This is a genomic window from Gymnodinialimonas sp. 57CJ19, from assembly GCF_038396845.1.
In the GTDB taxonomy this organism is placed as follows: Bacteria; Pseudomonadota; Alphaproteobacteria; order Rhodobacterales; family Rhodobacteraceae; genus Gymnodinialimonas.
On sequence record NZ_CP151587.1, the window covers coordinates 1,600,715 to 1,626,074 of the forward strand.

Annotated in this window: 26 protein-coding genes; 14 read left to right on the forward strand and 12 right to left on the reverse strand. The window is 61.4% G+C overall.

The window, feature by feature from the left end:
- Positions 1-97: 97 nt before the first annotated feature.
- Positions 98-2,389 (forward strand): right-handed parallel beta-helix repeat-containing protein, encoded by a 2,292-nt coding sequence (locus AADW23_RS07845; RefSeq protein ID WP_341863950.1) that lies wholly within the window; start codon positions 98-100, stop codon positions 2,387-2,389.
- A 127-nt stretch (positions 2,390-2,516) separates the two neighbouring features.
- Entirely contained in the window at positions 2,517-2,978 is a 462-nt protein-coding gene (locus AADW23_RS07850; protein ID WP_341863951.1) for a DUF427 domain-containing protein, read from the forward strand.
- A gap of 6 nt (positions 2,979-2,984) precedes the next feature.
- Here the strand turns inward: AADW23_RS07850 and AADW23_RS07855 are convergent, their stop codons facing one another.
- Genes AADW23_RS07855 through AADW23_RS07865 form a run of 3 tightly spaced genes read right to left on the reverse strand, consistent with a single transcriptional unit; the run spans position 2,985 to position 4,831 of the window.
- Positions 2,985-3,515 (reverse strand): hypothetical protein, encoded by a 531-nt coding sequence (locus AADW23_RS07855; RefSeq protein WP_341863952.1) that lies wholly within the window; start codon positions 3,513-3,515, stop codon positions 2,985-2,987.
- Between the two features lie 56 nt (positions 3,516-3,571).
- Positions 3,572-4,060, reverse strand: a complete 489-nt coding sequence (locus tag AADW23_RS07860) for a pyridoxamine 5'-phosphate oxidase family protein (protein WP_341863953.1) — start codon at positions 4,058-4,060, stop codon at positions 3,572-3,574.
- A gap of 45 nt (positions 4,061-4,105) precedes the next feature.
- Positions 4,106-4,831 carry a hypothetical protein gene (locus AADW23_RS07865; protein WP_341863954.1) on the reverse strand — a complete coding sequence of 242 codons (726 nt, stop codon included), beginning with the start codon at positions 4,829-4,831 and terminating at the stop codon, positions 4,106-4,108.
- A gap of 178 nt (positions 4,832-5,009) precedes the next feature.
- Here AADW23_RS07865 and AADW23_RS07870 point away from each other — a divergent pair, with 178 nt between their 5' ends.
- The 4 genes from AADW23_RS07870 (at position 5,010) to AADW23_RS07885 (ending at position 7,170) form a co-directional block, all read left to right on the forward strand.
- Positions 5,010-5,846 carry a DUF6206 family protein gene (locus AADW23_RS07870; RefSeq protein ID WP_341863955.1) on the forward strand — a complete coding sequence of 279 codons (837 nt, stop codon included), beginning with the start codon at positions 5,010-5,012 and terminating at the stop codon, positions 5,844-5,846.
- Positions 5,839-6,357: a tRNA (cytidine(34)-2'-O)-methyltransferase gene (locus AADW23_RS07875; protein WP_341863956.1), complete on the forward strand. Its 519-nt coding sequence runs from the start codon at positions 5,839-5,841 to the stop codon at positions 6,355-6,357. The genes AADW23_RS07870 and AADW23_RS07875 overlap by 8 nt, the downstream gene beginning before the upstream one ends.
- A gap of 122 nt (positions 6,358-6,479) precedes the next feature.
- Positions 6,480-6,695 (forward strand): hypothetical protein, encoded by a 216-nt coding sequence (locus tag AADW23_RS07880; protein WP_341863957.1) that lies wholly within the window; start codon positions 6,480-6,482, stop codon positions 6,693-6,695.
- A gap of 169 nt (positions 6,696-6,864) precedes the next feature.
- Entirely contained in the window at positions 6,865-7,170 is a 306-nt protein-coding gene (locus AADW23_RS07885; protein WP_341863958.1) for a DUF5665 domain-containing protein, read from the forward strand.
- On the opposite strand, the gene AADW23_RS07890 is transcribed toward AADW23_RS07885, so the two are convergent.
- The gene (locus AADW23_RS07890) at positions 7,112-8,308 is read right to left on the reverse strand and encodes a DUF1972 domain-containing protein (RefSeq protein WP_341863959.1); all 1,197 of its coding nucleotides are present in this window, start codon (positions 8,306-8,308) and stop codon (positions 7,112-7,114) included. The two genes, AADW23_RS07885 and AADW23_RS07890, sit on opposite strands and share 59 nt — an antisense overlap.
- A gap of 222 nt (positions 8,309-8,530) precedes the next feature.
- Here AADW23_RS07890 and AADW23_RS07895 point away from each other — a divergent pair, with 222 nt between their 5' ends.
- On the forward strand, positions 8,531-9,208 hold the full coding sequence (locus AADW23_RS07895) for a sugar transferase (RefSeq protein WP_341863960.1): 678 nt from the start codon (positions 8,531-8,533) through the stop codon (positions 9,206-9,208).
- Positions 9,209-9,214: 6 nt separating this feature from the next.
- Here AADW23_RS07895 and AADW23_RS07900 read toward each other — a convergent pair whose 3' ends face one another.
- Positions 9,215-9,955 carry a metallophosphoesterase family protein gene (locus AADW23_RS07900; RefSeq protein WP_341863961.1) on the reverse strand — a complete coding sequence of 247 codons (741 nt, stop codon included), beginning with the start codon at positions 9,953-9,955 and terminating at the stop codon, positions 9,215-9,217.
- Positions 9,956-10,226: 271 nt separating this feature from the next.
- Here AADW23_RS07900 and AADW23_RS07905 point away from each other — a divergent pair, with 271 nt between their 5' ends.
- On the forward strand, positions 10,227-11,588 hold the full coding sequence (locus tag AADW23_RS07905) for a polysaccharide biosynthesis/export family protein (protein ID WP_341863962.1): 1,362 nt from the start codon (positions 10,227-10,229) through the stop codon (positions 11,586-11,588).
- Between the two features lie 289 nt (positions 11,589-11,877).
- On the opposite strand, the gene AADW23_RS07910 is transcribed toward AADW23_RS07905, so the two are convergent.
- Complete coding sequence (locus tag AADW23_RS07910) at positions 11,878-12,555, reverse strand: YjbF family lipoprotein (protein ID WP_341863963.1); 678 nt, start codon at positions 12,553-12,555, stop codon at positions 11,878-11,880.
- On the reverse strand, positions 12,546-14,726 hold the full coding sequence (locus tag AADW23_RS07915; protein ID WP_341864302.1) for a YjbH domain-containing protein: 2,181 nt from the start codon (positions 14,724-14,726) through the stop codon (positions 12,546-12,548). Before AADW23_RS07915 ends, AADW23_RS07910 begins: the two co-directional genes overlap by 10 nt.
- Before the next feature lie 517 nt (positions 14,727-15,243).
- Here AADW23_RS07915 and AADW23_RS07920 point away from each other — a divergent pair.
- The gene (locus tag AADW23_RS07920; protein ID WP_341863964.1) at positions 15,244-15,939 is read left to right on the forward strand and encodes a hypothetical protein; all 696 of its coding nucleotides are present in this window, start codon (positions 15,244-15,246) and stop codon (positions 15,937-15,939) included.
- Positions 15,940-15,995: 56 nt separating this feature from the next.
- Here the strand turns inward: AADW23_RS07920 and uvrB are convergent, their stop codons facing one another.
- Positions 15,996-18,197, reverse strand: a complete 2,202-nt coding sequence (gene uvrB, locus AADW23_RS07925; protein ID WP_341863965.1) for an excinuclease ABC subunit UvrB — start codon at positions 18,195-18,197, stop codon at positions 15,996-15,998.
- Between the two features lie 369 nt (positions 18,198-18,566).
- Between uvrB and AADW23_RS07930 the strand changes: the two genes are divergently transcribed.
- A complete protein-coding gene (locus AADW23_RS07930; protein ID WP_341863966.1) occupies positions 18,567-19,739 on the forward strand; it encodes a hypothetical protein in 1,173 nt (390 codons plus the stop codon).
- 65 nt (positions 19,740-19,804) lie between these two features.
- Entirely contained in the window at positions 19,805-20,116 is a 312-nt protein-coding gene (locus AADW23_RS07935; protein WP_341863967.1) for an ETC complex I subunit, read from the forward strand.
- 22 nt (positions 20,117-20,138) lie between these two features.
- Here AADW23_RS07935 and AADW23_RS07940 read toward each other — a convergent pair whose 3' ends face one another.
- A complete protein-coding gene (locus tag AADW23_RS07940) occupies positions 20,139-20,900 on the reverse strand; it encodes an IclR family transcriptional regulator C-terminal domain-containing protein (protein WP_341864303.1) in 762 nt (253 codons plus the stop codon).
- Between the two features lie 105 nt (positions 20,901-21,005).
- On the opposite strand from AADW23_RS07940, the gene AADW23_RS07945 reads away from it, so the two are divergent.
- From AADW23_RS07945 to pcaF, 3 genes are read left to right on the forward strand one after another with little or no spacing between them, the layout of a single operon-like run.
- Entirely contained in the window at positions 21,006-21,713 is a 708-nt protein-coding gene (locus AADW23_RS07945; RefSeq protein WP_341863968.1) for a 3-oxoacid CoA-transferase subunit A, read from the forward strand.
- Positions 21,710-22,399, forward strand: a complete 690-nt coding sequence (locus AADW23_RS07950; RefSeq protein ID WP_341863969.1) for a 3-oxoacid CoA-transferase subunit B — start codon at positions 21,710-21,712, stop codon at positions 22,397-22,399. Before AADW23_RS07945 ends, AADW23_RS07950 begins: the two co-directional genes overlap by 4 nt.
- A complete protein-coding gene (pcaF, locus tag AADW23_RS07955) occupies positions 22,396-23,589 on the forward strand; it encodes a 3-oxoadipyl-CoA thiolase (RefSeq protein WP_341863970.1) in 1,194 nt (397 codons plus the stop codon). The genes AADW23_RS07950 and pcaF overlap by 4 nt, the downstream gene beginning before the upstream one ends.
- Positions 23,590-23,627: 38 nt before the next feature.
- Here pcaF and ureG read toward each other — a convergent pair whose 3' ends face one another.
- Genes ureG through AADW23_RS07970 form a run of 3 tightly spaced genes read right to left on the reverse strand, consistent with a single transcriptional unit; the run spans position 23,628 to position 25,352 of the window.
- Positions 23,628-24,245, reverse strand: a complete 618-nt coding sequence (gene ureG / locus AADW23_RS07960; protein ID WP_341863971.1) for an urease accessory protein UreG — start codon at positions 24,243-24,245, stop codon at positions 23,628-23,630.
- The gene (locus tag AADW23_RS07965) at positions 24,242-24,889 is read right to left on the reverse strand and encodes an urease accessory UreF family protein (protein WP_341863972.1); all 648 of its coding nucleotides are present in this window, start codon (positions 24,887-24,889) and stop codon (positions 24,242-24,244) included. The genes ureG and AADW23_RS07965 overlap by 4 nt, the downstream gene beginning before the upstream one ends.
- Positions 24,879-25,352, reverse strand: a complete 474-nt coding sequence (locus tag AADW23_RS07970; protein ID WP_341863973.1) for an urease accessory protein UreE — start codon at positions 25,350-25,352, stop codon at positions 24,879-24,881. Before AADW23_RS07970 ends, AADW23_RS07965 begins: the two co-directional genes overlap by 11 nt.
- Positions 25,353-25,360: the final 8 nt, after the last annotated feature.

A 25,360-nucleotide genomic window follows, 5' to 3' on the forward strand; every position in this document is an offset into this window, starting at 1 on the left:
CCGTTCAGGTGCCTCGGTTGCCCTGTTCCGGTCTTGGATGACGCGGGGCCCCCTTTTTTAAACGGGCGCATGGTCCCGTGCGGAAAAGGGGTATGATATGAACCAGGTGATCACAGACGGCCTAATCCTGATGCCGCCAGCATTTGCCGACGGCCTGGGCGATTGGTCCCGGCAAGACGGCCGTCCCGGTAGCGATACATGGGCGACGGCACCGAACGCGGCGATTGTGGCCGCCGACAGCGATTTCGGCGATTGCCTTGAAATCCTGAAGACGGACGCCACCACCAAGCTGCGCTGGATGGGGCAGACGCCGATCATTCCGGGCATGTATCTGCGCATCTCGGCCCGCCTGAAGGTGCTGTCGGGGAACCTGCCGGACGTGCGAATTGCCGCTTGGCCGGGCTCGGGATCTGATGTTCATGTCCCCGGTCTGACCGAGGCGGCGGCTGACGTTGATATCACCGCCTACGGCTCGATCGTGACGGTCACCGCGATCCTTGGCACGGGCGATCGCGGCGGTGTTGATCTGGCTTGGGGAGCAGGGCCGAGCTACGCCCACGTTGGGCTCGATTTGACCGGCCCCAACGGCGCGCAACTGCGGATTGAGAGCATCACGGTTGAGGACGTCACGAGCGTTTTCCACCGTCAGATGATGGATTGGGTCGATGTGCGTGACTTCGGCGCGGTGGGCGATGGCACCACCGATGACCGCGAGGCTTTTGCCGCTGCCGACGCCGCCGCCAACGGGCGCGAGGTGATGGTGCCGACGGGCGATTTCTTTATTGGATCGAACCTGACCTTCACCAATCCGGCCCGGTTTGAAGGCCGCATTGTCATGGGCGACAGCACCCGCCTTGCGTTGAACGAAAACTTCGATCTGGATGGCTATGCCGAGGCGTTCGGGGATGAGGTCATCGGGCTGAAAAAGGGCCTGCAACAGCTGTTCAACCAGTCTGATTTTGAGGCGTTTGACCTCTGTGGGCGTCGGATCATTCTGGATGAGCCGTTGGATATCCAAGGGGTTGTGGGCAACAAGAACACCTACGCCAACCGGCGTGTTCTGCGAAATGGCCAGTTCGCGGCGGCCGCCTCGACAGCGTGGAATGACACGGTGGAGACGCGCAGCGCCGGGTGGTCATCGTCTTCATCGTTTGAGCTGACAGGCGTATCCAACGCCGCCTCGATCGAGATCGGCTCCCTTGTCACGGCGCCGCAAGGGGTGGGGCGAGAGGTCTATGTACGGGCCGTCAATGCGGCCCAAAGCAAGGTCTATTTGTCGTCACCGCTCTGCGCGGCTCCGGCCAACCAGACCTATACGTTCACGCGCTTCAAATACTTGCTGGACTTCATTGGCTGGCAAAACCTGCAACGGTTCATTGTGTCCGATGTCGAGTTCCTGTGCGGCGGCCTGTGTTCCGCGATCAATCTGGCGCTAGATGGCCTGGTGTTCCAAATCCAGGATTGCTACTTCACCGGCCCCAAGGACCGGGCGATCACCAGCGCCGATGAGGGCTGCCAGGGGATGCAGATCGACCGCTGTCAGTTCCTGTCGAACGAGCAAACAATCAACGTGCCCCAACGCAAGTCGATCTGCTTCAACATCAACTCCAGCGATTGTAAGATCCGGGATAACCGGGCCAACAAGTTCCTGCATTTCGGGGTGATTTCCGGGTCGGGCAACATCATTTCGGGCAATCACTTTTTCCAGGGCGATGGCATCGTGGAAGGGGTCCGGTCACCGGGGCTGGTGATTGCGGACGCCAATGCGAAGTGCACGTTCACGGGCAATTATGTGGACAATTGCTACATCGAATGGACGAACGAAAAGGACCCCAACCCGAATTTCACCGGCGGGCTGTCGTTCCACGGGCTGACCGTGCAAGGCAACATTTTCTTTGCCACGAACACGGCACCCTGGATGCGGTTTATCTCGATCAAACCCCACGGAGATGATCATTTCATTAACGGCATGTCGATCACTGGCAACCTGTTCAAGAAGACAAACGGCGCGCAGCTAGAGGCCGTGGACGGCGTGGACGATTCCATTGCGCCGCTTGATCTCAACCGGACGGCGGATCTGGAGTTCAAGGGCAACGTTTTCCAAGGCATCGTGAAACGGACCGAAAACCCGATCTCGGTTCGGGCGGTCGAAGGCTCGGCGGTGCAAAGCTGGAACGTCGACCTGAGCGATTACCTCCCCTTTGGCGCGCCGGTGAAATACGCGCTGTCGGTCTTGCCCGATGGGCCTTTGCACTCCAGCTCGAACGTGGTGATCTACTCGGCCCCCTATGCGCAGGGCTACCAAAGCGTGGGCGGGCAGACCCTGCGGGTGACGTGGTCGCAAGCCGTGAAGGGCGCGGCCTATGTCACCGCGCGGTGCGATAACTGACCCAAGCCGACGGCAGCGGCTTTCGCAACTACCCCCAGCCCCCCGGACCCTGCTGCGGCAGTCCGGGGGGCTGTGGCGTCCGGGACGCAGGCACGGTAGACGCAGGCGAGCCTTGGGGAAAATCGCCATGCTACCTGTTGAAAACGTATCCGAATATCCGCGCCCTCCGGCGGTAGAGCCCGTGGCGCTTCGGTTGCGCGCGGTGTTTCGGGGTATCCCGATTGCTGACACGCAGGCAGGCTTTCGTGTGATCGTGGCGGACCACGCGCCCGCCTATTATTTCCCTCAATCCGATATCTTGATGTCTGCTCTTGTGCCGGTGGGGCACGAGACTTTTTGCAACTGGAAGGGCCGGGCGGTTCACTATGACCTTGTGATCAACGGCCGCCGTGCCAGCCGCGCGGCGTGGAGCTTTCCTGCCCCAACCGCCCGGTACGAGCCGCTGCGCGATTACATCGCCTTTTTCGCCACGGCGCTGGATGCTGCCCATGTGGGGGACAACCGCGTGATGCCGCAGCCCGGCGACATTTATGGCGGGTGGGTGACGCCCAATCTGACCGGGCGGATCAAGGGCACATTCGGGCGGTAGCGTGGCTTATCCGGCGGCGCTGCGCACCATGCGCTCGGCGCTGATATAGCGCGTCAGTTCTTGCCAGGTGTCGGGGTCGAGAAGGGTCAGCAACCCCTCATCCACGGCGTAGCCATAGCGCAACGCCTCGCCCGAAGGGGTCAGGAAGGTCAGATGCGCGCCGTCGGTCTCCAGATCGGCCTGTTTCTCGCAGGTCCAAAGACTGGTGCCTTCATTGCGCAAAGCCCAGATGCCGGTGAAGGTTTCGCCGGTTTCGTCGGTGGCGCTAAGGATCGTGTAGGCGTGATCGGCGGTGAAATCCCAGCCGTCGCCCGTTGCATCCTCGCGCCAGGTGCCGACGGGAGTTTCGCCCTCTCCGATCACGCGGGAATAGCTGCGCCCGCCCCACACCATCTGGGAGCCGCCTTCGCGAAAATGCAGCGGCTCATCGGGTTCGGCAATGTAATAGCTGCCGTCATCGGTGATCTCATAGGTCTGAGGTTGGCCGGGCAACAGCCAGATGCCGATCAGGTCTTGGTCGAGGGCGTGATTTGTCATGGCGCCAGAATGGCACGGAAATTTCGCTGTGCCTAATGGGTAACGCACAGTGCCGATCAGATTTGCGGCGTTTGGGCCACGAGATCGGCGGGCACCAGGTGAAAAGCCTTGCCGAAACCGCCATTCAGAAGGGCGCTGACTGGCGTGAACCGGATCAGTTGGAAGTCGGAAAAGTCGTAATACAACTGCGCCTTGGGGTAGAGGCCAAGATAATGGTCGCGCAGCTCCGCCTTCTGCGCCGGGGCGGCCGTGGCCTGAAGTGTCAGGCGCGGATGGGTGAGGGGATCACCCTTGGGGCCGGGCTCTCCGATCAGGAGGGAACATGTCGGGTTCGCTTCCAAGGCACTGGTGTGGGTGGCGAGGCTGGAAATCAGGGTCAGCGGCAGGCCATCCGGGCCGGGAACAAGGGCGATGCGGGTCACAACCGGCGCGCCTGTGGCCGGGTCCAGCACGGCGAGAGCGGCGAAACGGGCGCTGTCGATCAGCGATCGCGCAAGGGCGCGGGCGTCGTCATCGGTGGGGCGGATCGGGTCTCGTTTGGCCATGGGGCACTCTACCAGCCCGTGTGACAGGGGGCGAGGGGCTGCGCGTCAGAACTCGTGCCATATCGACAGCGACATGCCGACAGCATCACTTCCCATCAACGCGCCGCGCGCCCCTAAGCGAAGAGAGGTGCTGTCCACGATCTGAAACACAAAGGAAGGGGAGGCCGTGACAAGGAAATCGGCACCCGGCCAATCCTCGGCCTTGAGGGAGAAGATCAGCGAGGCCCGAGAAGACAGATTGAAGCCAAGGGTGGTTTCGGCCTGCAAAATGGGTTCCTGAAGCTCAAGATCATAAAACGCGGTCAGATCAAGGGTGGCCCATCCACCGCGGTGGTGCAGAGGCATATACCAAGCCTCGCCGCCCGCGCCAAAGCCGCGCCCAAGCGATGCGCCAAGACGCACCAGCCCATGGGGGTCCGCGTCGCCGACCTGTCGCATCCCCAACCCGGCATCGATGGCAAACTGCCATGGCGCCTCGGGCGGGCTGAGGGAATAGCGCAAGAACCCGACGGCCTGCCGGCTGGTATCGCCCTGCCCAAGATCCGCGCCAAGGGTCAGGCTGCGCCCAAGGCCCACTTCGCCATAGGCGCTGAGGTACGTTTCCGGCTCCCACAGGCCAGCGATGACGTCTGAGGGGGCTTCTTCCGCCGATATCTGGAAAGAGATGAACACATCGCCCGCCTCCCTTGCCCACGGCCCGGCGCTGGCCGGAGGGGCACCGAGCCCCACCACCATGCCAAGACCCAAAACCGTGACCCTCGCGCAACGCATAAGTTTGATTTAGGCCGGATAGCGTTAACAAACCCCTAACGTGACTTGCCGCTGTCGCAGGGCGACGTCCATGCTCGTCCAAAGCCACGCTACAGATTCGGGGGGATCGCTGTTTTGGCCGCTGCACGTTCAACCATCTGTTCCTTTGTCGCGCTCGTTTCTTGGGCCTTTGTTAATCATGTCTGACCTCACCAGCCTGATCCGAGTGGCCCTTGCCGAGGGCAGCACCGTCCCTGCGGAGCGGCGCTATTTTGGTGCGCCGCTGATGCCAGTGTCGGGGCCTTTGGCGGGGCATTACCTGACAGTTTATCGCGGCGGTCGTGACCCCGAGGTGCAAGAATTGCTGGCCCGTCGTCATGATGCCTATGTGGATTGCCTGCGGCTGGCGGGCATTCGCGTGCCGGAAACGCACCTGAGGTTGATCGACGATGCTGGCGTGCAGCGCCCGGTGATCGTGCAGAAGGCCGTGGCCGACGATATGATGTTCGAGCCCCTGTTTCGCAAGGCCGGCCCCAAGGCCGCAATTGGCCTGCTGGACCGTGTCGCAACGGATGTGGCCGAGTTTTGGCGCCGTGTCGCGCAACGTCCGGAACGGGTCGGCTTTCACGCCAGGATTGAACGGTTTGGCATGGATGAAAACGGGCCGCTGTTCCTGGACACTTTCCCGCCCCTGATCTCGTACAGCCGCGACGAGATGGGCCATCTGATCCAGCGTTTCGCGGATAATGGCCTTGTGCGGGGATTGGGCAAAGTTCTGCCGGGTCGCCTGCGCGATATGCAGGACCGGTGGTATACCCCCGCAGGCTCGGTTCAGACGCTGATCGACGGTGCACTGCGCCTGCGCCCCGATGATGCGGAAGACGTGTTGGATTGGGCCGATGGCTTCGCCAAGACCCGGCTGGAAGGGCCATGGCGCAACGCGGTGCAAGCGCAACTGGCGCGGCAGGCGCGGGCCGCGAAAGCCGCTCCGGGGCGTTGGGGTGCCATTGCAGGACGCGACCGCCCCCATGCCTGATACGGAGCTGGCCCCTGACACAGGGGCGGAAACGCGCAGCGTTCAGCCGGACATGAAGGTTGTACTGGTCCACCCGGAAATCCCCGGAAATACCGGCACGATCGGGCGGACCTGCGTCGCGTTGGATATGGAGTTGATCCTGATCCACCCTTTGGGCTTCGACATCTCGGACAAATCGGTGCGGCGGGCGGGGCTCGACTACTGGAAACACGTCCGCCTGAGCGAATATGACTCCTGGGAAGATTTCATCCGCGATCGCGGCCCAAGGGAAGACCAGCTTTTTCTGTTCGAGAACGACGGCGAAGGGGGCTCGGTCTATGAGCCCGAATATCCTGCCGATGCGTTTCTAATTTTTGGTAAGGAAACCAAGGGTCTCCCGCCGGAGGTGCTGTCGGGGCGGGCCAAGCGCACGTTTCATTTGCCGATGCGATCCGCCCATATCCGGTCACTGAACCTGTCGAATGCGGCAACAGCGGTGATTTATCAGGCGATGCGGGCCTTTCTTTCATAAGCTCTGGCCGTGGCCCGGACCCCAAAAAATCAAAACACCGCCGTGGATGTGCCTGCAGAACGCCATATTTTCGGGATTATTTCGACTGGACTACGAAAGTAATGGCCCCGGAGCGGAACCTGATGTTCGCCAAAAACAAGCAACGCCTCGATCATGAGCATGACACGCCCAAGGTTGATTGGGTCGTGGTCGGTGCGGCCTGCGTTGCCGTGGGGCTTGTATCCATGATGTTGGTCGCTGGGTCTGTCCGCTACCACAGCATGGAGGCCCATGCAGACGTGGTGAGCCACGAATTCGAAGCGGAATTCGACGCCGCCGTGACCCTTGGCGTTCAATAGGGGCGAGGCCGGTTCTTTCACCGCTCAGGCCGTCGCGCACGCCGGTTTTCCGGCCCTTGGCGCCTCCCTCCATTATTAGGCAAAGGCTTCTCATGACCGCCGTGACCAGCTAATCGAGGGGGCATTGCTGTTTTAGCCGCCCCAAGCGCCTGACAAGGAAGGGAAGCCTATGCCGGACACGGAGACCGATCCTGCCGCCCCTCAACCGCCCCGGCTGGAGGATGAGGTGCGCGCCCTGAGGGAGGAGCTGTCTTTTCTGCGCCAGCACCGGATGTTTCAGGTCTATCAATCGGTTCCCCGTATCTTGCTGCTCAGATTCGCGGTCGGGATGGCTGTGGGCCTTGGCACGGTAATTGGTGCGACCGTTCTTCTGTCGATCATCGTGTGGGCTCTCAGCCAGATCGAGTTTCTGCCCATCATCGGGGCTTGGTCCGTTGAGATTGCCCGTCAAATTGAAGCGGCAGTGGGGGGGTGAGAACCATCCCCCGCGTCGTTTCCGGGCGCGTGGTCGTGGCCGCACGCCGCTGTGCAAGTCGGTTGAACAACTCAAAGTATTGGGCACCCACATCCGCCCACAGGTAGTCGCGCCTGGCGATTTCGCGTAGCGCGTCGCCATTGCAGGGCGTTGGCCCCTGAAGCGCGGCCACGAGGGAGGCTTCGCCGGTAAAGAACTGCGCTGCCCCCGCGGTGGTGGAGCGGTTGAACACACATTCAAAGGCCAGGGTCGGGCGGCCGAAGTGCATCATCTCTACCAACGCGGGATTGGTGCCCCCGGCGGCATGGCCATGAATATAAACCGCCGCGTTGCTGCGCAGCGTAAACAAGGCATCAGCCCCGTAAATCGGATCAAGAAGGCGCAGACCCGGATCACCCGAATACTGCTGCTTCAATGCCCGCCCATAGGCACTGCTTTCCCAATTCCCCACAAAAACCAGCGGGGTAGCGGTCTTTTGACAGGCGGCGAGGATCATACGGATGTTGTTTTCCGGCTCGATCCGGCACAGGGCCAGCGCGTAGTCTTTGGGTAGGTTCCACTGAGAGGCCGGCGCAATCTGACGCGCTTGCTGGCCGTGGTCGCCGCCATAGGCGATGACCTCTGGCTCAATCCGATAGGTGCGGCGCAGGTAGGTAGCAATGGCGGGATTGTCGGCGATGATGGCGTCGGAATGCTGCACGGCCAAACGCTCTGACCAGCGAAGGAAGGCGCGGGCGGGCTTGGACCATTTCTTGCGCCGCCATTCCAACCCATCCACATGGGTCACGATCCGGGTGCCTTTTCGCGCCAGGAGCGGCAGAGCGATGGCCCCGGACACCCCAAGCAAAAGCGCCACATCGGAGCCTTTGGCGATCGCATCACGCAGGGTGGCGGCATCATAGAGCACGCTGGACGCCCCGTTGGCGCGAAGCCGAGAATACCGAAGCGTTGCATTGCCATAAATCATCGGCTGATCGGGGTAGGCGGGGCGGCTGCAATAGACGCAAAGCGCCTCGGGCCGGGAATGGGCGGCGTGAAATTGCACGAGGTTATCGGCAAGTGTTTCAAATCCACCGTATCGCGCAGGCGCGCCCACCGATCCCAAGATCGCAATTCGGTGGTTCTTTTGATGTGCCATTTCAATCCCTTGATAGCCCAAATGCCATTGGCTGCTCGCGTGGGATGTCGCCTCGTCCCTCGCGTCTTGGCGCAATTGAGCGCCTAGACCCGCGACTCTACATTCAAAGTTTAACCGGATGTTTAACGTCTTGAGATTGAGTGGCGGCAGGGCCTGCGTGTCAGGTCTTTTGCTTGTGTAAGGGCCGCCATTGGCCCGCCGCGCCGATGTAAAGGGAACGCGATGACCATTGTCCCCGATTTTGACCGTGCCACTGCGCTGCCAGTCGGGGTGCGTCCGGCGCCGAGACAGACTCGACCCATGGGCGTCGGCGGGTCGGAAGCCTATTGGCGCGCGCGGCCCGTGCTGGACTGGGTTTTTGCGCTGTTGCTTTTGCCGTTTGCCGCCGCCCTTGCCGGCGTTTTGGTGGGATTGAACCCAGTGTTCAACCCGGGCCCTTTGCTGTTTCGCCAGCTTCGGATGGGGCAGGGTGGGAGGGCGTTTGTTGTCTATAAATTCAGGACGATGACTTGCGGCATGGCCACGCGCGGCGCCGCTGATCCGGTTGAAACGGGCCGCATAACGCCGCTTGGCGGGCTGCTGCGCCGCATGGGGCTGGATGAGCTGCCACAGGCGGTGAATGTGCTACGGGCCGAGATGAGCCTGATTGGTCCCCGGCCGGATTCGCTGCCCCATGCGCAGGAGTTTCTGGCGAAAATCCCCGAGTATCGGCGGAGGTTGTCTGTGCGTCCGGGGATAAGCGGGCTGTCGCAGATCACTCTGGGTTATGCCGAAGGGGTGGAGGCCACGCGAGCTAAGGCATTGAGTGATATCGAGTATATCAATCAAGCGGGGTTTCGCATGGACCTGTGGATCGTGTGGCGTACCTTGGTGACGATTGCCACAGGACGCGGTGATTAGGGCGCTTTAGGCGCTCAGAAAACTCGCGTCGCCGCTGGGATCAATCCGCGCGGCGGTCATCGACCCGCCGTACACGGCCCCGGTATCAACGGCGATGCGGCCCTGCTCGGCGAAGGGCGTTTCAAACGGCTGATGCCCGAACGCCACCCATTGCCCGTCGGTCCGTGGCTGTTTCAGGAAGGCATCGTTGCCCCAAAGCAAACTCCGAGAGGATTGGTTCTCCATCGTTTTTTCCGGGTTCGCCCCGGCGTGCACGACCCACAGATTGCCCGACGACCACGAGAGCGGCAGGTTTGCCACCCAGTCGACCAAGGCGGGGCCCATCGCCTCCATCAAGTCGCCTGCGGCATCGAGCAGATCACCTGCATTTCTGCTATCGGTGGTAAGCCCGCCGCCAAGGCCGAAACTTGCCAAGGTTTGCAGCCCCCCATAGCGAATCCAGCGTCTTGCGGAACCCGTGGGATCGGAGAGGAAGTCGAGCAGCATTCGCTCATGATTACCCATCAAACCAATCACTTGGCCGGGATGGGATGCCGTCATTTCTGCCACGAATTGCAGCACTGTGGCGCTGCCTTCGCCGCGATCAATGTAGTCGCCGACAAAGATCACTTTGCTTGGTACATCCGGTTGCCGCGCTGCATCTTCATCAATCCGAGCGAGCAGCCTTTCCAGCTTCCCGACGCACCCGTGAACGTCACCGATCACATAGACAACTTCCTTTGGGGCAGGCGCTGGCCAATTCGTCATGATTCGCAATTCCTTAACGGCGAAGTCTCGCCGACCAAAAACTTATTTATCGCCAGAACCATGCTGTTACGGGCGCGCTCGTGCTTCTTAGTAGAAAATACTTGTTTGTGCATCCGCCAGGTAGCCCTGACCGTGACTTGATTGCACCTGAATAGACAAATCTCTGCCCTTATCCCTGCCTGTCCCGGTTCACGGGCTGTCCGACACGCTATAACGGAGCGTGGGTTATTAGGGTCGCCGAGAATCGCGGCGGTTGGATGGAGGCCTCTTTATGTTCAGTTTTCGTGCCGCAGTCGCGGGCTTGGGGCTCTTGGGCTTGTCCGCTTGCGGGGCGGCGTACATCTCGTCCGATGTGTCGGAATTCGGCGGTGAAGATGGCGTCCAGGTGATCGACTTGTCCCCCGCCGTCGTCGCCCACGCGAACCGTTCAGCCTATCAACCGCAAGCCTTGCCTGCCGCGTTTTCGCGTATTGCAGGCGGCGGCTCGGGCGCTCGGGGGGCCGCGCGGTTGCCCGATCCGGTGTTCGATGCACAAACGCGCCCCGGCGCGCTGGAACTTCGTGTGCCGCCCCCCGCAAACCCGGGATCCTATCGGATCGGCGTGGGGGACGTGCTGCTTTTGGCAACGCCGCGCGGTGAATCCACGGTCGAGGAATTGGCCGGATTGGTCGCCGCACAGAACCAGCGGCAGGGATACACCGTTCAAGACGATGGCGGCATCGCGATCCCCGATGTGGGCCGCATCAACGTCGGCGACATGACCTTGGCCGAGGCTGAAGACGCGATCTTCGAGCGGTTGATCGCTGCCCGGATCGACCCGTCTTTCAGCCTTGAAGTCGCGGAATTCAATTCGCAGCGCGTCTCGGTGGGCGGCGCGGTGCGCAACCCGGGCGTGGTGCCCGTGGGTATGACGCCGGTTTATCTGGATGAGGTTTTGGCCTCGGCCGGTGGCTTGTCGACAACTGAAGACGACTTCTCGGTGATCCGAATTTACCGCGACGGCTCGCTCTACCAAATTCCCACGGCGGATCTTTACTCCGATCAAGGCCTACAACGTATTCGGCTTGTGGACGGCGATAGCCTGTTTGTGGATACGGCCTATGATTTCGAGCAGGCCTCGGCCTATTTCGAGGAAATCATTGCCCGGGCTCAATACACGCAATCCGCCCGCGCCAACGCAATTGCGGAATTGCAGACCGAGGTTTCCATTCGTCGCGGTGCTTTGGAAGAAAGCCGCCAGAACTTCCGTGACCGCGTAGAATTCGGCGCGGAAGGCGGCGAGTATGTCTATATCGCCGGAGAAGTCGGCCAGCCGGGCCGTTTCGAACTGCCGTTTGAAAACACTGCCGTTCTTGCTGATGCCTTGTTTGATGCGGGCGGGTGGAGCGAAAGCACCGGCAACCCGTCGCAGATTTACCTGATGCGGGCGTTGGAAAGCTCGGCCTACCTCAGCGCGGTCACGGCGTATCGTCTGGATGGATCGAACGCGGCCAACCTTGTGCTGGCCACGCGGTTGGAACTGCGGCCGGGTGATGTGATCTTTGTGGCAGAACAGCCCGTGACGCGGTGGAATCGGGTGATTGACCAGATTACGCCGTCGATCATCAACCTTGGTGCAGCGGCCGTTAACTAATTGGCTTTTTGCATCGTCGAAGTGGCTTCGAGGTGCCGACGGAAGAAGACCAGACGGCACCTGTCGTGCCAATCGTAAGCAGCGCGAGGCCGATACCCGCCGCTTAGGCCCGGGCCGGCGGAAACCGTTGCGACTGGAACAACGCCACCAGCGATGGCGAAAAAGGCCGCAGCGAAAATGCCTGTTTCCGTGGGGCCTCTTCAAACGGGATTACGTGCCCGTCGAAGAGCTTCAGACCCGATGGGGTCGATAATAGGGGCATCATCGGTGGTTTCTTACGGCGGCTTGGCTACCGGTAAAGGCGTTCAAATCGCAAATGCCCTACTTCCGGGCTAACCCACTGCTCCGAGGCCCAAGCAAACCCCGCTCCGTCAATCCAGTAGCGGTTTTCGACTGTCTCGCCGGTGGTGTGCTGGCGACAAGTCTCGGTTGCCCGTGTGAGGCTGCGGGTTGTGCCAAAGCTGGCAAGCCGTTCTGGGCCGGAATACCGAATCTCGCAGGTGTAGCCTTCATTGATTTGTGCAAGGTCGCCGGCCACACGGATATAGAGCCGCTCAACCGGGCCGGAACGCCGCGCGACCAAGGCTGCACGGGTCGCCGCGATATCGGCGGCGAACAGATCGTGTCCCAAACCGCGTGTGGCGCTCAAGACACCTTCGCGACTAAGCGTGAAGGACGCGTCGCCATTGCCCTGCCATGTTTCGCTGGAACGGTTCGTCTGGATACGGGTCGCAGTGGAAGAGGTGCCTTGCGGGGTGTCCACCAAGATTAGCGGCACAGCCGCTTGGTTTATCAGATCACGGGTCAGCACCTGTCGGGGATCAACAGCCGGCGCTGCTTCCGAGCGGTTGAACACGCCTTGGGACAAGTCACGGGCCACGCCCAACAGCGGATCGTCAGCCGCGGCGCCACAGGCCGAAAGGCTGGCTACCGCAACCAGCGCGGCCCAACGGGATGCTACCGCCATATCATTGCCTCCGAATCTTCCAGCTGGGGCCGGGTATAGTCGATCACCAGATCATGCAGACGGCCTTCCACTTGCACCCTTGCCCCGCCGTCGCGTAGCAGCGGTTGCAGCCGGAAGTCCGTGGTGCGCTGGTTGGACGTGCCCAGGAACCAGGCCAAGGGAATCTCGACCTCAATCCCCTTGTCGAACGATCCTTCACCGAAGCTTTCAAACGACACGTCCGTGAAGGTGGCATAGGCCCCCACCCGCCAGCCGTTGCGGAAGGTGCGATCGACCGAAAATGTCGCCCCCCAATCGCCCGCCAGATAGCGGCCTGCATCAATCTGTAGGTCGAAATTGTCGTTCAGGCGGTAGTAGGCCGACACATGGCCGGTGGTGATATTGTAGTCGCGCAAACCAAAGCTGCCGTCGTAATCGCGGGACCAAACGTGGTTAACCTCCACCCCGAGGCCAAGACGGGAGTTCGCGGGTTGCCAAAGAAGCTCTCCCGAGACGCCCGCGTACATCCGCTCAAGATAGCCAAAGCTGACGCGGCTATAGAGGTTTTCAGCGGGCCGCCCGAAGTGGGCAAGCGTCAGGCGCTCCACATAGATGTCGGATTGTTGCCGATAGAGGGCCGCTTCCGTGCGGACGGGTGGGGGCGCATTGGCTGGGTAAGTTTCGTTAACGATCTGCGAATTCTCGAAGTTCCCGGCAAGAGAGGCGCGCACAGCCCCTTCCGCGACAAAGCCGTTGCCGAAGCGGTATTCTGCCTGCGCCTGGATGCCCACGTTCACAAGGATCGGGTTGTCGGGGTCAAAGATCGACCCTTCCACATAGGGGCCGATGCCCCACGTGAAGCGCGATGCCGGAACGGTGACGTCAAGGCCCTCGGGGTCTTGGACGGTGCGAGCATCTTCAACCTCGGCCACGGCCAACAGAACTTCGGCCCCGCCGGGATCGAACTCGAGCAACTCCAGATCACGCCGCGCGATGCGCACCCGTGACGTATCAAGCCCCTCTTCAACGAAGATGACTTCGAACACCTCGACCGAGGGGGGGAGCGCGGCGCTCATGGCGCGAAGGACGCGACCAAGGGCTTGGGAAGTATAGTTATATTGCGTGTTGCGCACTCGGATCGTGGCCCGGTGCGCGTCCATGGTGAGCCGTTCAAGATGAAGGCCCTGACCTTCAAACAACAGCGCAAAGTTATCGCGCAACACGTCGCCGCCGCCGGGCTGGCTGACCCAATCTGTTCCGTAGGGGGTGGCTTGCGGGGCGCGTACCGCCACCGGGCGAGGGGCCGGATCACCGGAGCTTGGGGGCGTGGGCGGGCGGTAAGGGTTCAACGTCATGGACAACGACAGGCCGAAGGTATCTCCGCCCACAAAATACGCGCCGCCGCGCACGCCGTCGGAAAGCTGATAGGTGGCCCCGAAGTTGAAGGGCGAGCTGGCCTCGGTCAGCCCATCGGCCGCTTCGATGGTGTAGGTATCGGTGGAATATTCAAGTTGGAGCCGTAGGCGATCGGTGGCCTGCCATTCGACCCCGCCAAAAATCGCCGCATCGCCCCGGAAGAACTGATCGAAATTAACCGTGCCGCCGCGCCCGACCGACCGCCCGGGACGCGTTTCAAAGCGGTCGTCGATGACGCCTAACGGATTGGTGAAGCCGTTGCGTTCCCCCAAACGGCCCCAGCCGACGCCCGCGGTCACGGCGAGTTGGTCCCGCGCGCCGAAATGGCGTGTAGCGACAACGTATTCGCCGCCATAAAGACCAGTGCCCGCGATGTCGCGAACGCCGATCGCGACCGCGGGTGACCAGCCCCAGGTATCCTCGTCCAGCGCTTGCCAGTGGATGTCGAAGCTGCGGTCAAAGGCTAAGACCCGGGAGCCTGCGCGTGCTAAATCAATGCCTGCGTAACGAAATGTCGCCGTCACGTTCGGCAGAACTTGAAACGCCAAGGTGCCCCGATTGCCGACGGCAGAGCTGGACACGGTGAAGCCTAACTCCGCGTCGGGCAACGCATTGGCAGTGGGCATATCAATCAGACCGGGAAGGCCGTAGGTGTTGAGCGTCGGGCGACCATTAAGGCTCTGCGCATCGTCGGCGCGTCCGGGCAACAGATACCCCGGCACCATCAACGCCATGACGGCCGCGCTTAGTCCAAGATACCCGCGATACCCAATCATCAAACTCGACTTCCCAAGAATAGACCGCAAAGATTCTGCATGATCCATCATAAGTGCCTTGCCCCGTGGGTGACACCTTCGGCCCGACATGCAAAAATTTTATCCGGGCAACGATGCACGCAAGACACGTGAACCGTTAGGGGGAAGTTACCCGGATTTGGAGCGTCATTGGCAGAGGGGAGGATGCATCTTTGTGCGGGAAGCGTTGCGGATCATGGCGTGATTTTGGCTTTTGTCCAGATGCTTAGGTGAAGTTAGGGCGCAACATGCCGGGCAGGGATAGCCTCCTTGGCCCCAGGGACAGGCGATGGTCGAACGCCCCATTGAACGCCAATCTCATAAGGGCACCGACGGCGCGTCAGGGCGGACTTGCCCCCTCCCCAAAAAGCGCGAAGAGGAATCGCCCTCAAGTGATGGCATAAAACCGCACGCCGCCACTCAAATACGACCTTCATGCCATATAATAGCCACCAAGCGATGCGACGTAGGACCTGCACTTTCAACAATGTGACCCCTAATGCGCACGCCACTTGTACTTCTTGTTCTGTTCCTTGCCTGTTCTGGCGTCTCCATCGCGGCCTTTGGCCCGGTGTTAACCCTCCCCCTTGCGATTTCACTGTTGGCGGCAATTGCGGCCGCCTTCTTGGCCCTGAAAGCTGGATTGCGCCGCGCGGCACCCGCCTTGCCGCAACGCCAGGTGGAGCGGCCGCAGCCGTTGAAGTCGCAGCTGAAATCGCGCCGAAATCGCAGCGTTGCCCGCAAGGCGGATACCCTTCTGAAATCCGGTGCTTTGACCCGCCCCGAACCGCGCGTCGTTGTGGACGGTTCGAACGTGATGCATTGGAACGGAAAGGTGCCGCGCTTGGACACGCTGCAAGATGTTTTGGCCCAGTTGCAGGAAATGGGCTACCGCCCCGGCGTGATCTTCGACGCGAACGCAGGGTATAAGCTGGGTGATCGCTATCTGGACGACGCAGATTTTGCCAAGCTGCTGAACCTGCCTGGCGATTGCGTCGTCGTTGTCCGGAACGGAGAGCCCGCAGACCCCACCATTCTTGCCGCCGCGCGCGAGCTGAATGCCAAGGTCATCACCAACGATCGTTTCCGCGATTGGGCCAAGGATTTCCCCGAGGTGGCCGAGCCCGGCACACTCATCAAGGGCGGCTACAAGGCCGGCGCATTGTGGTTGGACGATAGCGCCTTGGTAGCCTGACCCCGGTTTCCCGTGGGGGAGGCGATTTGGGGCCCGCATAGCGCAGGCCCCGACTTTTAGCGTCGAGAGCTTCCGGGCCGCGCTTTGCCGCCGCGCATGCCGCCGCGCCCCCCGGTGCTACGACCGCCGGCCTTTGCGGCATCTTCCACCGCGGCATCAACGGCGGATTGTCGCGCCAGCGGATCATCGGCAATCGCCAGCTCCACAGCCTCCAGCCGCTTCACCTCATCGCGCAACCTTGCAGCTTCCTCAAATTCGAGGTTTTCGGCGGCGTTGCGCATCTTCTCTCGCAGGCCATCGAGGTGGGCTTGCAGGTTGGCACCGACAAGCGGTTTTTCGACCTTGGCGGTCACGCGGCTTTGGTCGGTGTCGCCTTGGTAAACGCCCAGAAGAATATCATCGACGTTCTTCTTGATCGTGGCGGGCGTAATGCCGTGTTCTTCGTTGTAGGCCAACTGTTTGACGCGGCGACGCTCGGTCTCGCGCATGGCGCGTTCCATGCTTCCGGTGATCTTGTCAGCATACATGATGACCCGACCATCGGCGTTCCGTGCGGCCCGGCCAATGGTCTGGATCAGTGAGGTTTCAGAGCGCAGAAAGCCTTCCTTGTCGGCGTCCAGAATGGCCACGAGGCCACATTCGGGAATATCCAGACCCTCACGCAGAAGGTTGATCCCGATCAGCACGTCAAAGGCCCCAAGGCGCAGGTCACGCAGAATTTCGATCCGTTCCAGCGTGTCGATGTCGCTGTGCATGTAGCGCACGCGAATGCCCTGTTCGTGCATATATTCCGTCAGGTCTTCGGCCATGCGTTTGGTCAGCGTCGTGACAAGGGTGCGGTAGCCATCGGCCGAGACCTTGCGGACCTCGTCGAGCAAATCATCGACCTGCATATCCACGGGGCGGATCTCGATCACTGGGTCAATCAGGCCTGTGGGGCGGATCACCTGTTCGGTGAAAACGCCGCCCGCCTGTTCCAGTTCCCACGCGGCGGGGGTCGCGGAAACGAAGACAGATTGCGGGCGCATCGCGTCCCATTCCTCGAATTTCAGGGGGCGGTTATCCATGCAAGAGGGCAGGCGGAACCCGTGTTCGGCCAGCGTCATCTTGCGCCTGAAGTCACCGCGATACATGCCGCCGATCTGCGGCACGCTGACGTGGCTTTCGTCCGCGAAAACGATGGCGTTGTCGGGGATATATTCAAACAGGGTTGGGGGCGGCTCGCCGGGGGCGCGGCCCGTGAGGTAGCGCGAATAGTTCTCGATCCCGTTGCAAACGCCGGTGGCCTCCAACATCTCCAGATCAAAGTTGGTGCGTTGCTCAAGCCGTTGCGCTTCCAGCAGTTTCCCTTCTCCGATCATCTGATCGAGGCGGGCGACCAGTTCAGCCTTAATCCCCTTCATCGCCTGTTGCATCGTGGGGCGAGGCGTCACGTAGTGGGAATTCGCGTAGATGCGGATCTTGTCAAAGCTGCCGGTCTTCTGGCCGGTCAGCGGGTCGAACTCGGTGATCGTTTCCAGTTCTTCCCCGAAGAACGAAAGCTTCCAGGCGCTGTCTTCAAGGTGGGCTGGCCAGACCTCCAGGCTGTCACCGCGCACACGGAAGGTACCGCGCTGAAACGCGGCGTCGTTGCGGCGGTACTGCTGCGCCACCAGATCGGCGATCACCTTGCGTTGGTCGTAGTCGCGCCCCGCGTGCAAATCCTGGGTCATCGCGCCGTAGGTTTCGACCGATCCGATACCGTAAATGCACGAAACGGACGCCACGATAATCACATCGTCGCGTTCCAGAAGCGCGCGGGTGGCCGAGTGGCGCATCCGGTCGATCTGCTCGTTAATCTGGCTCTCTTTCTCGATGTAGGTGTCAGAGCGGGCCACATAGGCTTCGGGCTGGTAGTAGTCGTAGTAGGAGACGAAATATTCGACGGCGTTGTCGGGGAAGAAGTTCTTGAACTCGGAATACAGCTGCGCGGCCAGCGTTTTGTTGGGCGCAAGAATGATCGCGGGACGTTGGGTCTCCTCAATCATCTTCGCCATCGTGAAGGTCTTGCCGGTGCCCGTCGCGCCCAACAGCACTTGGTCGCGGTCGCCGTTGCGGATGCCCTCAGACAGCTCTGTGATGGCGGTGGGCTGATCGCCCGCCGGTTCAAACTCGGTGTGCAAGACGAAGGGCTTGCCACCTTCCATCTTTAATTGCGCGCGCAGTTGGTCAACGGCGCGGCCCGTGTCGGGCATTTGCTCGGGCGAGTTGTTGTGCATGGGCGTCTCTCCTTACTCCATAGAATGGAGCGTTCGGGCGAAGCTACAAGGGGCAAGGGTGTCAGTTAGTGACAGCATGGTGTCAGGAGGCTGTCATGCTATGGCGGGCTGGAGGCCAGAAGTATGACCAAAAGGTTAGGGAAGTAAGGGCAATTCTTCAGACAATACCTTTGCTCTGGAAGCGGTAAGAACGTAAACAGAACAGGCAAGCAGCAGAAGCGGTTGCCGGCCCCGGCCGTACCCACCCACCCCTCGCTCCACAGCCAGGGCTGGCAACCCCTTTCTCCCCCCACATCGCAATTCTTTTCGACCGGTCCTCAAACGGGCTGTGCTAGGCTTCGCCCACCTTTTTCGTTGTCGGAGCCCGTGATGCGCCGTGTCCTTTTGATCCTACTCGCAGCCTCGCAGCCGGCATTGGCCGATGCCGATCCGCCGCGCCCGGTGATGGGCGGCACGGTAGAGGTGAGCGGCCCGGCAGAGATCGTGTTCGACTGGACAACGGACGCCTGCGAGGCGCACCACATTCCCGACCTTCCAGTGCGCGCATACCGCGACGGGGTGCAGGCCGATGGGGGCGTTAACCTGATCCTTGGTCACCATATCACCCGCCGCATGCGTGGCCCCGATTTCGATACCCTCGCCGTGGACTGTGAGATCCTCTTGTCATCTACCCGCGCCCGCCACGCGGACCAGTTCGCCAACATGGAATGGATCGCCGCCACCTATGCGCAGGGCGACATCGTGCACGCGCTGTTGCACAACGAATACCAAGGCAACCGCTACCCGGAATGCCAGACGGCGGATTATTTCAGTTGTTGGTACAACACGATCACCTATGCGCGTTCAGACGACGGCGGCGCAAGCTTCCGCTACCCTTTTGCCCCGCCCGCGCATCTGGTCGCGTCCATCCCCGAGCAATACGCCCCGGATGAGCGCATTTTCGGCGCCTTCAGCCCGTCCAACATCATCGAACATGGCGGGCATTTCTACGCCTTCTTCAAAGTGCAGACCTACCCGCTGGAGACCCAGCATACGTGCCTGATGCGGACGGCCACGCTGGAGGATCCAGACAGTTGGCGCTTTTGGGACGGGGCCGGGTTCAATGGTCTTTTCGCCGATCCTTATCGCGATGACCTGCGCGCCCTACGTGCGACGACCTGTGCGCCTATCGCCTTGCCGCAAATCGCCCAGATGTACGAGGGCGTGACGTGGAACACTGTTCTTGACCGGTTCATTCTGGTGGGAACCAGCAGCGACCCATCGCGTACTCCGAACCCTTATGGGTTCTACTATGCGCTGTCGGAGGACTTGATCACGTGGGAGATGCGCCAACCGCTGTTGGAGGTGCGCCTGCCTTGGCGCGCCACCGGGCGCGACACCGTCTACCTTTACCCAACGCTTATCGACCATGACAGCGACAGCGCCAACTTCGAGACGACGGGCGCGTCCGCTTACCTCTATTTTACCCGGCTCAACTTCGGCTCCGGCGACCTGGACAGGGATTTGGTGCGACTGCCCGTGACAATCCGCAATCCCGAGTGATTTTGGCACATTGAACTGGCTCGCGCCTTTGCCCATAAAGCCAGCAATCAGAGTCGGAGATCACGATGAGCGCACGCATTTTCAAACCCGCAAAGACCGCAATGTCCTCGGGCACGGCGAAAACCAAGGATTGGGTGTTGGAATTCGCGCCTGCCTCGGCGCGCGTGATTGATCCTTTGATGGGATGGACCTCGTCCTCGGACATGGACAGCCAGGTGCGGTTGCGGTTCGAGTCGGCGGAGGCGGCCAAGGCCTATGCAGCGGACCACGGGATCGACGCGGTTGTCCTTAAGCCCAAGTCCCGCAAGCCGATCATCCGTCCGGGCGGCTACGGTGAGAATTTCGCCACCAATCGCCGGGGTGCGTGGACGCACTAAGCGCCACTAACCGCCGGATTTCCTATCGAAGAACGCGCTTCAGGCCCGCCTGAAGCCGTAGCAATGGCGCCTTGTAGTGCGTCACCATCTCTGCGGCGGTGGGCTGTGACGCCGCCGCCCCCACGTTCACCGCAGCCACCACTTGGTTATGGGCGTTCAGCAGGGGCACGGCGATAGAACGTAGCCCCATTTCAACCTCTTGATCTATAACGCAAAAGCCTTGGGCTTGGATCACGGCTAGTTCGGCCAATATCGCCGCGGGCTCGGTCAGGCTGTTGGGTGTGCGAGGGCTGAGGTCGGATCGTTCCAGCACGGCGCGTTGATCCTCGATCGGGAGAGCGGCCAAAAGCACGCGCCCCATGGACGTGCAATGGGCGGGTAAACGCGACCCCGGCAGGAGGCCAATGGACATCACCCGCCGTTGCGCGGCGCGGGCGAGGTAGACGATTTCAGTGTCATCAAGGATCGAGACCGATGTGGATTGCCCGATCTGATCCGAGAGTTGGTCCAGCCAAGGCTGCACGATCTGCGGCAACGGCAGGGCCGCCAATGCCCCCATTCCAAGGCGTAGAATGCGGGGCGTGGGGGTGAAGAACTTCCCGTCGAACTCGGCATATCCCTGTGCGTGAAGCGTCAGAAGGCATCGCCGCGCGGTGGCACGGTCCAACCCCGTGCGCTGCGCCACCTCGGAAATGGTAAGCCGGGGGCTATCGGCGCCAAAGCACTCGATCACCTGAAGCCCCTTGGCGAGCGATGCGATTGTATCTGTCGATTTGTTCACCATGCGCACAGATTGATCCTTGATCTGAACAAAGGTCAACATGCGAACGAAATTTCTGGAACACGGACCCGCAGGGTCGCTAGGCCAGCGGGTGAAGGAGAACGCGAGATGGATAAAACCCTAGGCAACCTGGCCGAGGCCGTGGCCCGGATACCCGATGGCGCGACAGTAATGATCGGCGGATTCGGCGGCTCTGGCGCGCCGATTGAACTTATTCACGCGCTCATCGACCACGGGTCCAAGCACCTGACGGTGGTGAACAACAACGCAGGCAATGGCCATGTTGGCCTTGCTGCTCTGATCGAACAGGGCCGTGTGGACAAGCTGATCTGCTCGTTTCCCCGCTCGGCGGACCCGAGCGTGTTTGTGGAAACCTATCACGCTGGCAAGATCGAGCTGGAAATCGTCCCCCAAGGCACCTTGGCCGAACGCATTCGCGCCGGCGGCGCGGGCATCCCGGCGTTCTACACCCCCACCGCCTATGGAACCGAAGTGGCCGAGGGAAAGCATATCGAGGAATTCGACGGGCGCTTTTATGTGCGCGAACGCTGGCTGAAGGCCGATTTCGCGCTGATCAAGGGCGAACTCGGGGATAGCCATGGCAACATGACCTACCGCATGGCCGCGCGGAACTTTAACCCCGTCATGGCCATGGCCGCGACAACCACCATCGCGCAGGTTTCCAGGATCGTGCCCTTGGGGGGGATCGACCCCGAGCATGTCATCACACCGGGCATTTTCGTGTCCAACGTGGTCGAGGTGGCAAACCCCGCCCAAGAAGAAGCGCTGAACCGGGCGGAGGCCGTTTACCCATGATCGACATCTCAGACATCAAACTGTCCAACGCGCAGATTGCGTGGCGCGCGGCGCAAGACATTGAAGACGGCGCCTATGTGAACCTTGGCATCGGCTTCCCGGAAATGGTCGCGCGGTTCCAGCCCGAGGGGAAGCAAGCGATTTTTCATACCGAGAATGGCGTCCTCGATTTCGGCGAAGCGCCTGCGCCGGGGGACGAGGATTGGGACCTGATCAACGCGGGCAAAAAGGCGATTACGCTCAAGCCCGGCACCGCGTTCTTTCACCACGCCGACAGCTTCGCCATGGTGCGGGGCGGGCATTTGGACCTTGCCGTGTTGGGCGCGTACCAAGTGGCACAGAATGGCGATTTGGCCAATTGGTCCACGGGCAAGGGCGGTATTCCGGCCGTGGGTGGCGCTATGGATCTTGTGCAATCGGCCAAGCGTATCGCCGTGTTGACCGATCACGTAACCAAGAAAGGCGCGCCAAAATTGGTGGAGGCCTGCACCATGCCCCTGACCGGCGTTGGCTGTGTCACACGCATCTATTCGTCATTGGCTGTTGTGGATGTGGTCGACGCCCGCTTTATTCTACGAGAGAAAGTCCCGGCCATTTCCATGGACGATTTACAAACTTTAACTGGTGCACCGCTCCATGGGGACGCGGAGGTGCGCGATCTAATCTGCCCGGAGGAACTGGCATGAACGACGTCTTTATCTGTGATTACACGCGTACGCCCATTGGCCGTTTTGGCGGTAGCCTCTCGTCGGTTCGGGCCGACGATCTGGGGGCGATCCCTATCGCGGCCCTGATGGCGCGCCATGACATTGATTGGGCCGCGGTCGAAGAAGTCTACTACGGCTGCGCCAACCAGGCGGGCGAAGATAACCGCAACGTGGCCCGCATGTCGGCGCTGCTGGCGGGCCTGCCGGTGGAGGTGCCGGGCACGACCATGAACCGTTTGTGCGGGTCTGGCATGGATGCGGTGATTGCAGCGGCGCGGGCCATTCGGGCTGGTGAGATGGACCTGGCTATTGCGGGCGGCGTGGAAAGCATGTCGCGCGCGCCTTTCGTGATGCCCAAGGCGGAATCGGCGTTCAGCCGGTCGAACGCGGTTTACGACACCACCATCGGTTGGCGCTTTGTGAACCCGGTGATGAAGGCGCAATATGGCGTCGATTCGATGCCAGAGACGGCAGAGAACGTGGCCGAAGACTTCGGCATTTCCCGCGCCGATCAGGATGCCTTCGCTTTGCGTTCCCAAGACCGTGCAGCGGCGGCTATTGCGTCGGGGCGTTTGGCCAAGGAGATCACTCCGGTCACGATCCCACAGCGCAAGGGCGACCCGAAGGTCGTGGACACGGACGAGCATCCTCGCGCCACCACGCTGGAAGTTCTGGGCAAGCTCAAGACCTTCGTTAAGGCCGATGGGTCGATCACGGCGGGCAATGCCTCGGGCGTGAACGACGGGGCAGCGGCGTTGATCGTAGCCTCGGAAGCGGCGGTGAACGCGCACGGATTGACCCCGCTTGCCCGCGTGTTGGGTGGGGCGACCGCTGGGGTTGCGCCGCGGATCATGGGGTTCGGGCCTGCGCCTGCGTCCAAGAAATTGATGGCGCGATTGGGGCTGAGCACCGACGACTTCGCCACCATTGAACTGAACGAGGCATTTGCCTCGCAAGGTCTGGCCACATTGCGCGACCTGGGCATTGCCGACGATGATCCACGGGTGAACCCCAACGGCGGCGCGATTGCGCTTGGCCACCCCCTGGGCATGTCCGGCGCGCGGATCACAGGCACCGCGATCCATGATCTAAAATCTGGCGAAAAGAGCCTTTCGACCATGTGCATCGGCGTCGGTCAGGGCATCGCCTTCGCGCTAGAGCGGGTCTGAAGCGCCATTTTGCACCAAGCGCAGTCGGAATGGGCGGGTTACAGCGGTAGCCCGCCCATTTCCGTTATGATCGCCAGAACCTCATCCATGCCTTCCCCGTGGCGTAGGGCGCAGAACACGTAGGGCCGCGTACCGCGCATCTTGTCGCTATCGCGTTTCATCACCTCTAGCGACGCGCCGACATAGGGGGCGAGGTCGGTCTTGTTGATAATCAGTAGGTCAGATTTCGTGATCGCGGGCCCGCCCTTGCGGGGGATTTCCTCGCCCGCGGCAACGTCAATCACATAGACGGTCAGATCGGCCAGTTCGGGGCTGAAGGTGGCCGACAGGTTGTCGCCGCCGCTTTCGATCATCACCACTTGCAGGTCGTCGTGGCGCTTCTCCATCTCGGCAATCGCGGCCAGATTGATCGAGGCATCTTCGCGGATCGCCGTATGGGGGCACCCGCCGGTTTCCACTCCGATTACCCGGTCTTGGGGCAGGATCTGCATCCGCATCAGCGCCTCGGCATCTTCCTGTGTGTAGATATCATTGGTGATGACGCCGATAGAAAGCTGCGGATGCAGCGCCCGGGCTAGAGCGGCGGTGAAGGTGGTTTTGCCAGCACCCACGGGGCCACCAATGCCAATACGAAGCGGGCCATTGAGTTTGGTCATGAACGGAAAATCCTTGGCTGAAGCGCCTCGTGGCGCATGGCGGCAATGTCAGAGAGGAACGCGGTGCTTTGCAGGTCATCCAGCGTCGCGGTTTCGGTTTCTTCTACGATGGCAAGGCAGAGCGGTGCCAGGGCGGCCAAAACGGCCTGTCCCTCGGTCTGGCCCAAGGGCACGGCGCGGACGGCGACGGTCACAAGGTTGCTGGTAAAGGCGTGTAGGAACATCGCTGCGGTTGTGGTCACATCAATGTTCATGGCGGCACTGGCGGCACCAACGGCCACGGGATAGGGCAAATCTGCGGCGTCACCGCCCCAAATGGCGGCGGCAGTTGTGCTGAACGCTGTGCCTTGCAGGGTCGTTTCCAACACCCTTTCGGACGAGCCGCAAAACGCCCGCGCCACGTCGCCGATCTGCGAAAGGTCATCAGGTGTTGGGGCCGCATGGGCGGCGCGTAACAAGATGCAATCGTTGCGGCCTGTGCCGTGGCGCAAGACATCCTCTAGCCAAGTTTGTAGCCCCTCTGACATGGCGATTGTGCCATCGTGAATGGCGGTCTCCAACCCATGGGAATAGGCGAAAGCCCCCACCGGGAAGCTGGGGGACAGCCATTGGGCCAGCGCCAGAATGTCGCCTTCAATGGGCATGGGCCGTGGCGACATGTTCGTGAGAGTGCGTGCGCCCGTGCCCGTAGGCGCCACCTTCTGGCGTGAAGGGCAGGGTCACGGGGGCGACGGTCGCGCCGAGGTGTTCCAGCATGTGGCCAATCACCGGATCAGCCTGGATCAACAGATGATCCGCCGCGATCTGGCAAGGGGTGTGCCGGTTGCCCACGTGCCACGCAAGCCGCGCCATGTCAGGGCCGGTGACACGAAAAAGCGCCTCGGACGCGGCGACGATTTCCACCAGCGTCCCATCGTCCAGTTCCAGCGCGTCGCCATGATCCAGCGACGTGGTCTGGGACAAGTCCACTAGAAACGGGCGGCCCTTTGCGGTGGTCAACCGTTTGCGGCGCAAGAACCGCTCGGCGTAGTCAAGCTCGCACAGTTCTGTCGGGTCGGACCAATGGCCTTTGCGGTGCAGGGTTTGGGCGATGGGAAGGGATGTCATGGAGCCTC

Excerpts from the sequence above, each read along its gene's own strand:
- AADW23_RS07855 (WP_341863952.1), bottom strand. The coding sequence starts at position 3,515 with ATGACAAATCACGCCCTCGACCAAGACCTGATCGGCATCTGGCTGTTG.
- AADW23_RS07850 (WP_341863951.1), top strand. The coding sequence starts at position 2,517 with ATGCTACCTGTTGAAAACGTATCCGAATATCCGCGCCCTCCGGCGGTA.
- AADW23_RS07880 (WP_341863957.1), top strand. The coding sequence starts at position 6,480 with ATGTTCGCCAAAAACAAGCAACGCCTCGATCATGAGCATGACACGCCC.
- AADW23_RS07865 (WP_341863954.1), bottom strand. The coding sequence starts at position 4,831 with ATGCGTTGCGCGAGGGTCACGGTTTTGGGTCTTGGCATGGTGGTGGGG.
- AADW23_RS07950 (WP_341863969.1), top strand. The coding sequence starts at position 21,710 with ATGATCGACATCTCAGACATCAAACTGTCCAACGCGCAGATTGCGTGG.
- AADW23_RS07895 (WP_341863960.1), top strand. The coding sequence starts at position 8,531 with ATGACCATTGTCCCCGATTTTGACCGTGCCACTGCGCTGCCAGTCGGG.
- AADW23_RS07920 (WP_341863964.1), top strand. The coding sequence starts at position 15,244 with ATGCGCACGCCACTTGTACTTCTTGTTCTGTTCCTTGCCTGTTCTGGC.
- AADW23_RS07845 (WP_341863950.1), top strand. The coding sequence starts at position 98 with ATGAACCAGGTGATCACAGACGGCCTAATCCTGATGCCGCCAGCATTT.
- ureG (WP_341863971.1), bottom strand. The coding sequence starts at position 24,245 with ATGACCAAACTCAATGGCCCGCTTCGTATTGGCATTGGTGGCCCCGTG.
- AADW23_RS07930 (WP_341863966.1), top strand. The coding sequence starts at position 18,567 with ATGCGCCGTGTCCTTTTGATCCTACTCGCAGCCTCGCAGCCGGCATTG.
- AADW23_RS07915 (WP_341864302.1), bottom strand. The coding sequence starts at position 14,726 with ATGATTGGGTATCGCGGGTATCTTGGACTAAGCGCGGCCGTCATGGCG.
- AADW23_RS07900 (WP_341863961.1), bottom strand. The coding sequence starts at position 9,955 with ATGACGAATTGGCCAGCGCCTGCCCCAAAGGAAGTTGTCTATGTGATC.
- AADW23_RS07875 (WP_341863956.1), top strand. The coding sequence starts at position 5,839 with ATGCCTGATACGGAGCTGGCCCCTGACACAGGGGCGGAAACGCGCAGC.
- AADW23_RS07885 (WP_341863958.1), top strand. The coding sequence starts at position 6,865 with ATGCCGGACACGGAGACCGATCCTGCCGCCCCTCAACCGCCCCGGCTG.
- AADW23_RS07890 (WP_341863959.1), bottom strand. The coding sequence starts at position 8,308 with ATGGCACATCAAAAGAACCACCGAATTGCGATCTTGGGATCGGTGGGC.
- AADW23_RS07965 (WP_341863972.1), bottom strand. The coding sequence starts at position 24,889 with ATGCCCATTGAAGGCGACATTCTGGCGCTGGCCCAATGGCTGTCCCCC.
- AADW23_RS07970 (WP_341863973.1), bottom strand. The coding sequence starts at position 25,352 with ATGACATCCCTTCCCATCGCCCAAACCCTGCACCGCAAAGGCCATTGG.
- AADW23_RS07860 (WP_341863953.1), bottom strand. The coding sequence starts at position 4,060 with ATGGCCAAACGAGACCCGATCCGCCCCACCGATGACGACGCCCGCGCC.
- AADW23_RS07870 (WP_341863955.1), top strand. The coding sequence starts at position 5,010 with ATGTCTGACCTCACCAGCCTGATCCGAGTGGCCCTTGCCGAGGGCAGC.
- AADW23_RS07910 (WP_341863963.1), bottom strand. The coding sequence starts at position 12,555 with ATGGCGGTAGCATCCCGTTGGGCCGCGCTGGTTGCGGTAGCCAGCCTT.
- pcaF (WP_341863970.1), top strand. The coding sequence starts at position 22,396 with ATGAACGACGTCTTTATCTGTGATTACACGCGTACGCCCATTGGCCGT.
- AADW23_RS07905 (WP_341863962.1), top strand. The coding sequence starts at position 10,227 with ATGTTCAGTTTTCGTGCCGCAGTCGCGGGCTTGGGGCTCTTGGGCTTG.
- AADW23_RS07945 (WP_341863968.1), top strand. The coding sequence starts at position 21,006 with ATGGATAAAACCCTAGGCAACCTGGCCGAGGCCGTGGCCCGGATACCC.
- AADW23_RS07940 (WP_341864303.1), bottom strand. The coding sequence starts at position 20,900 with ATGGTGAACAAATCGACAGATACAATCGCATCGCTCGCCAAGGGGCTT.
- AADW23_RS07935 (WP_341863967.1), top strand. The coding sequence starts at position 19,805 with ATGAGCGCACGCATTTTCAAACCCGCAAAGACCGCAATGTCCTCGGGC.
- uvrB (WP_341863965.1), bottom strand. The coding sequence starts at position 18,197 with ATGCACAACAACTCGCCCGAGCAAATGCCCGACACGGGCCGCGCCGTT.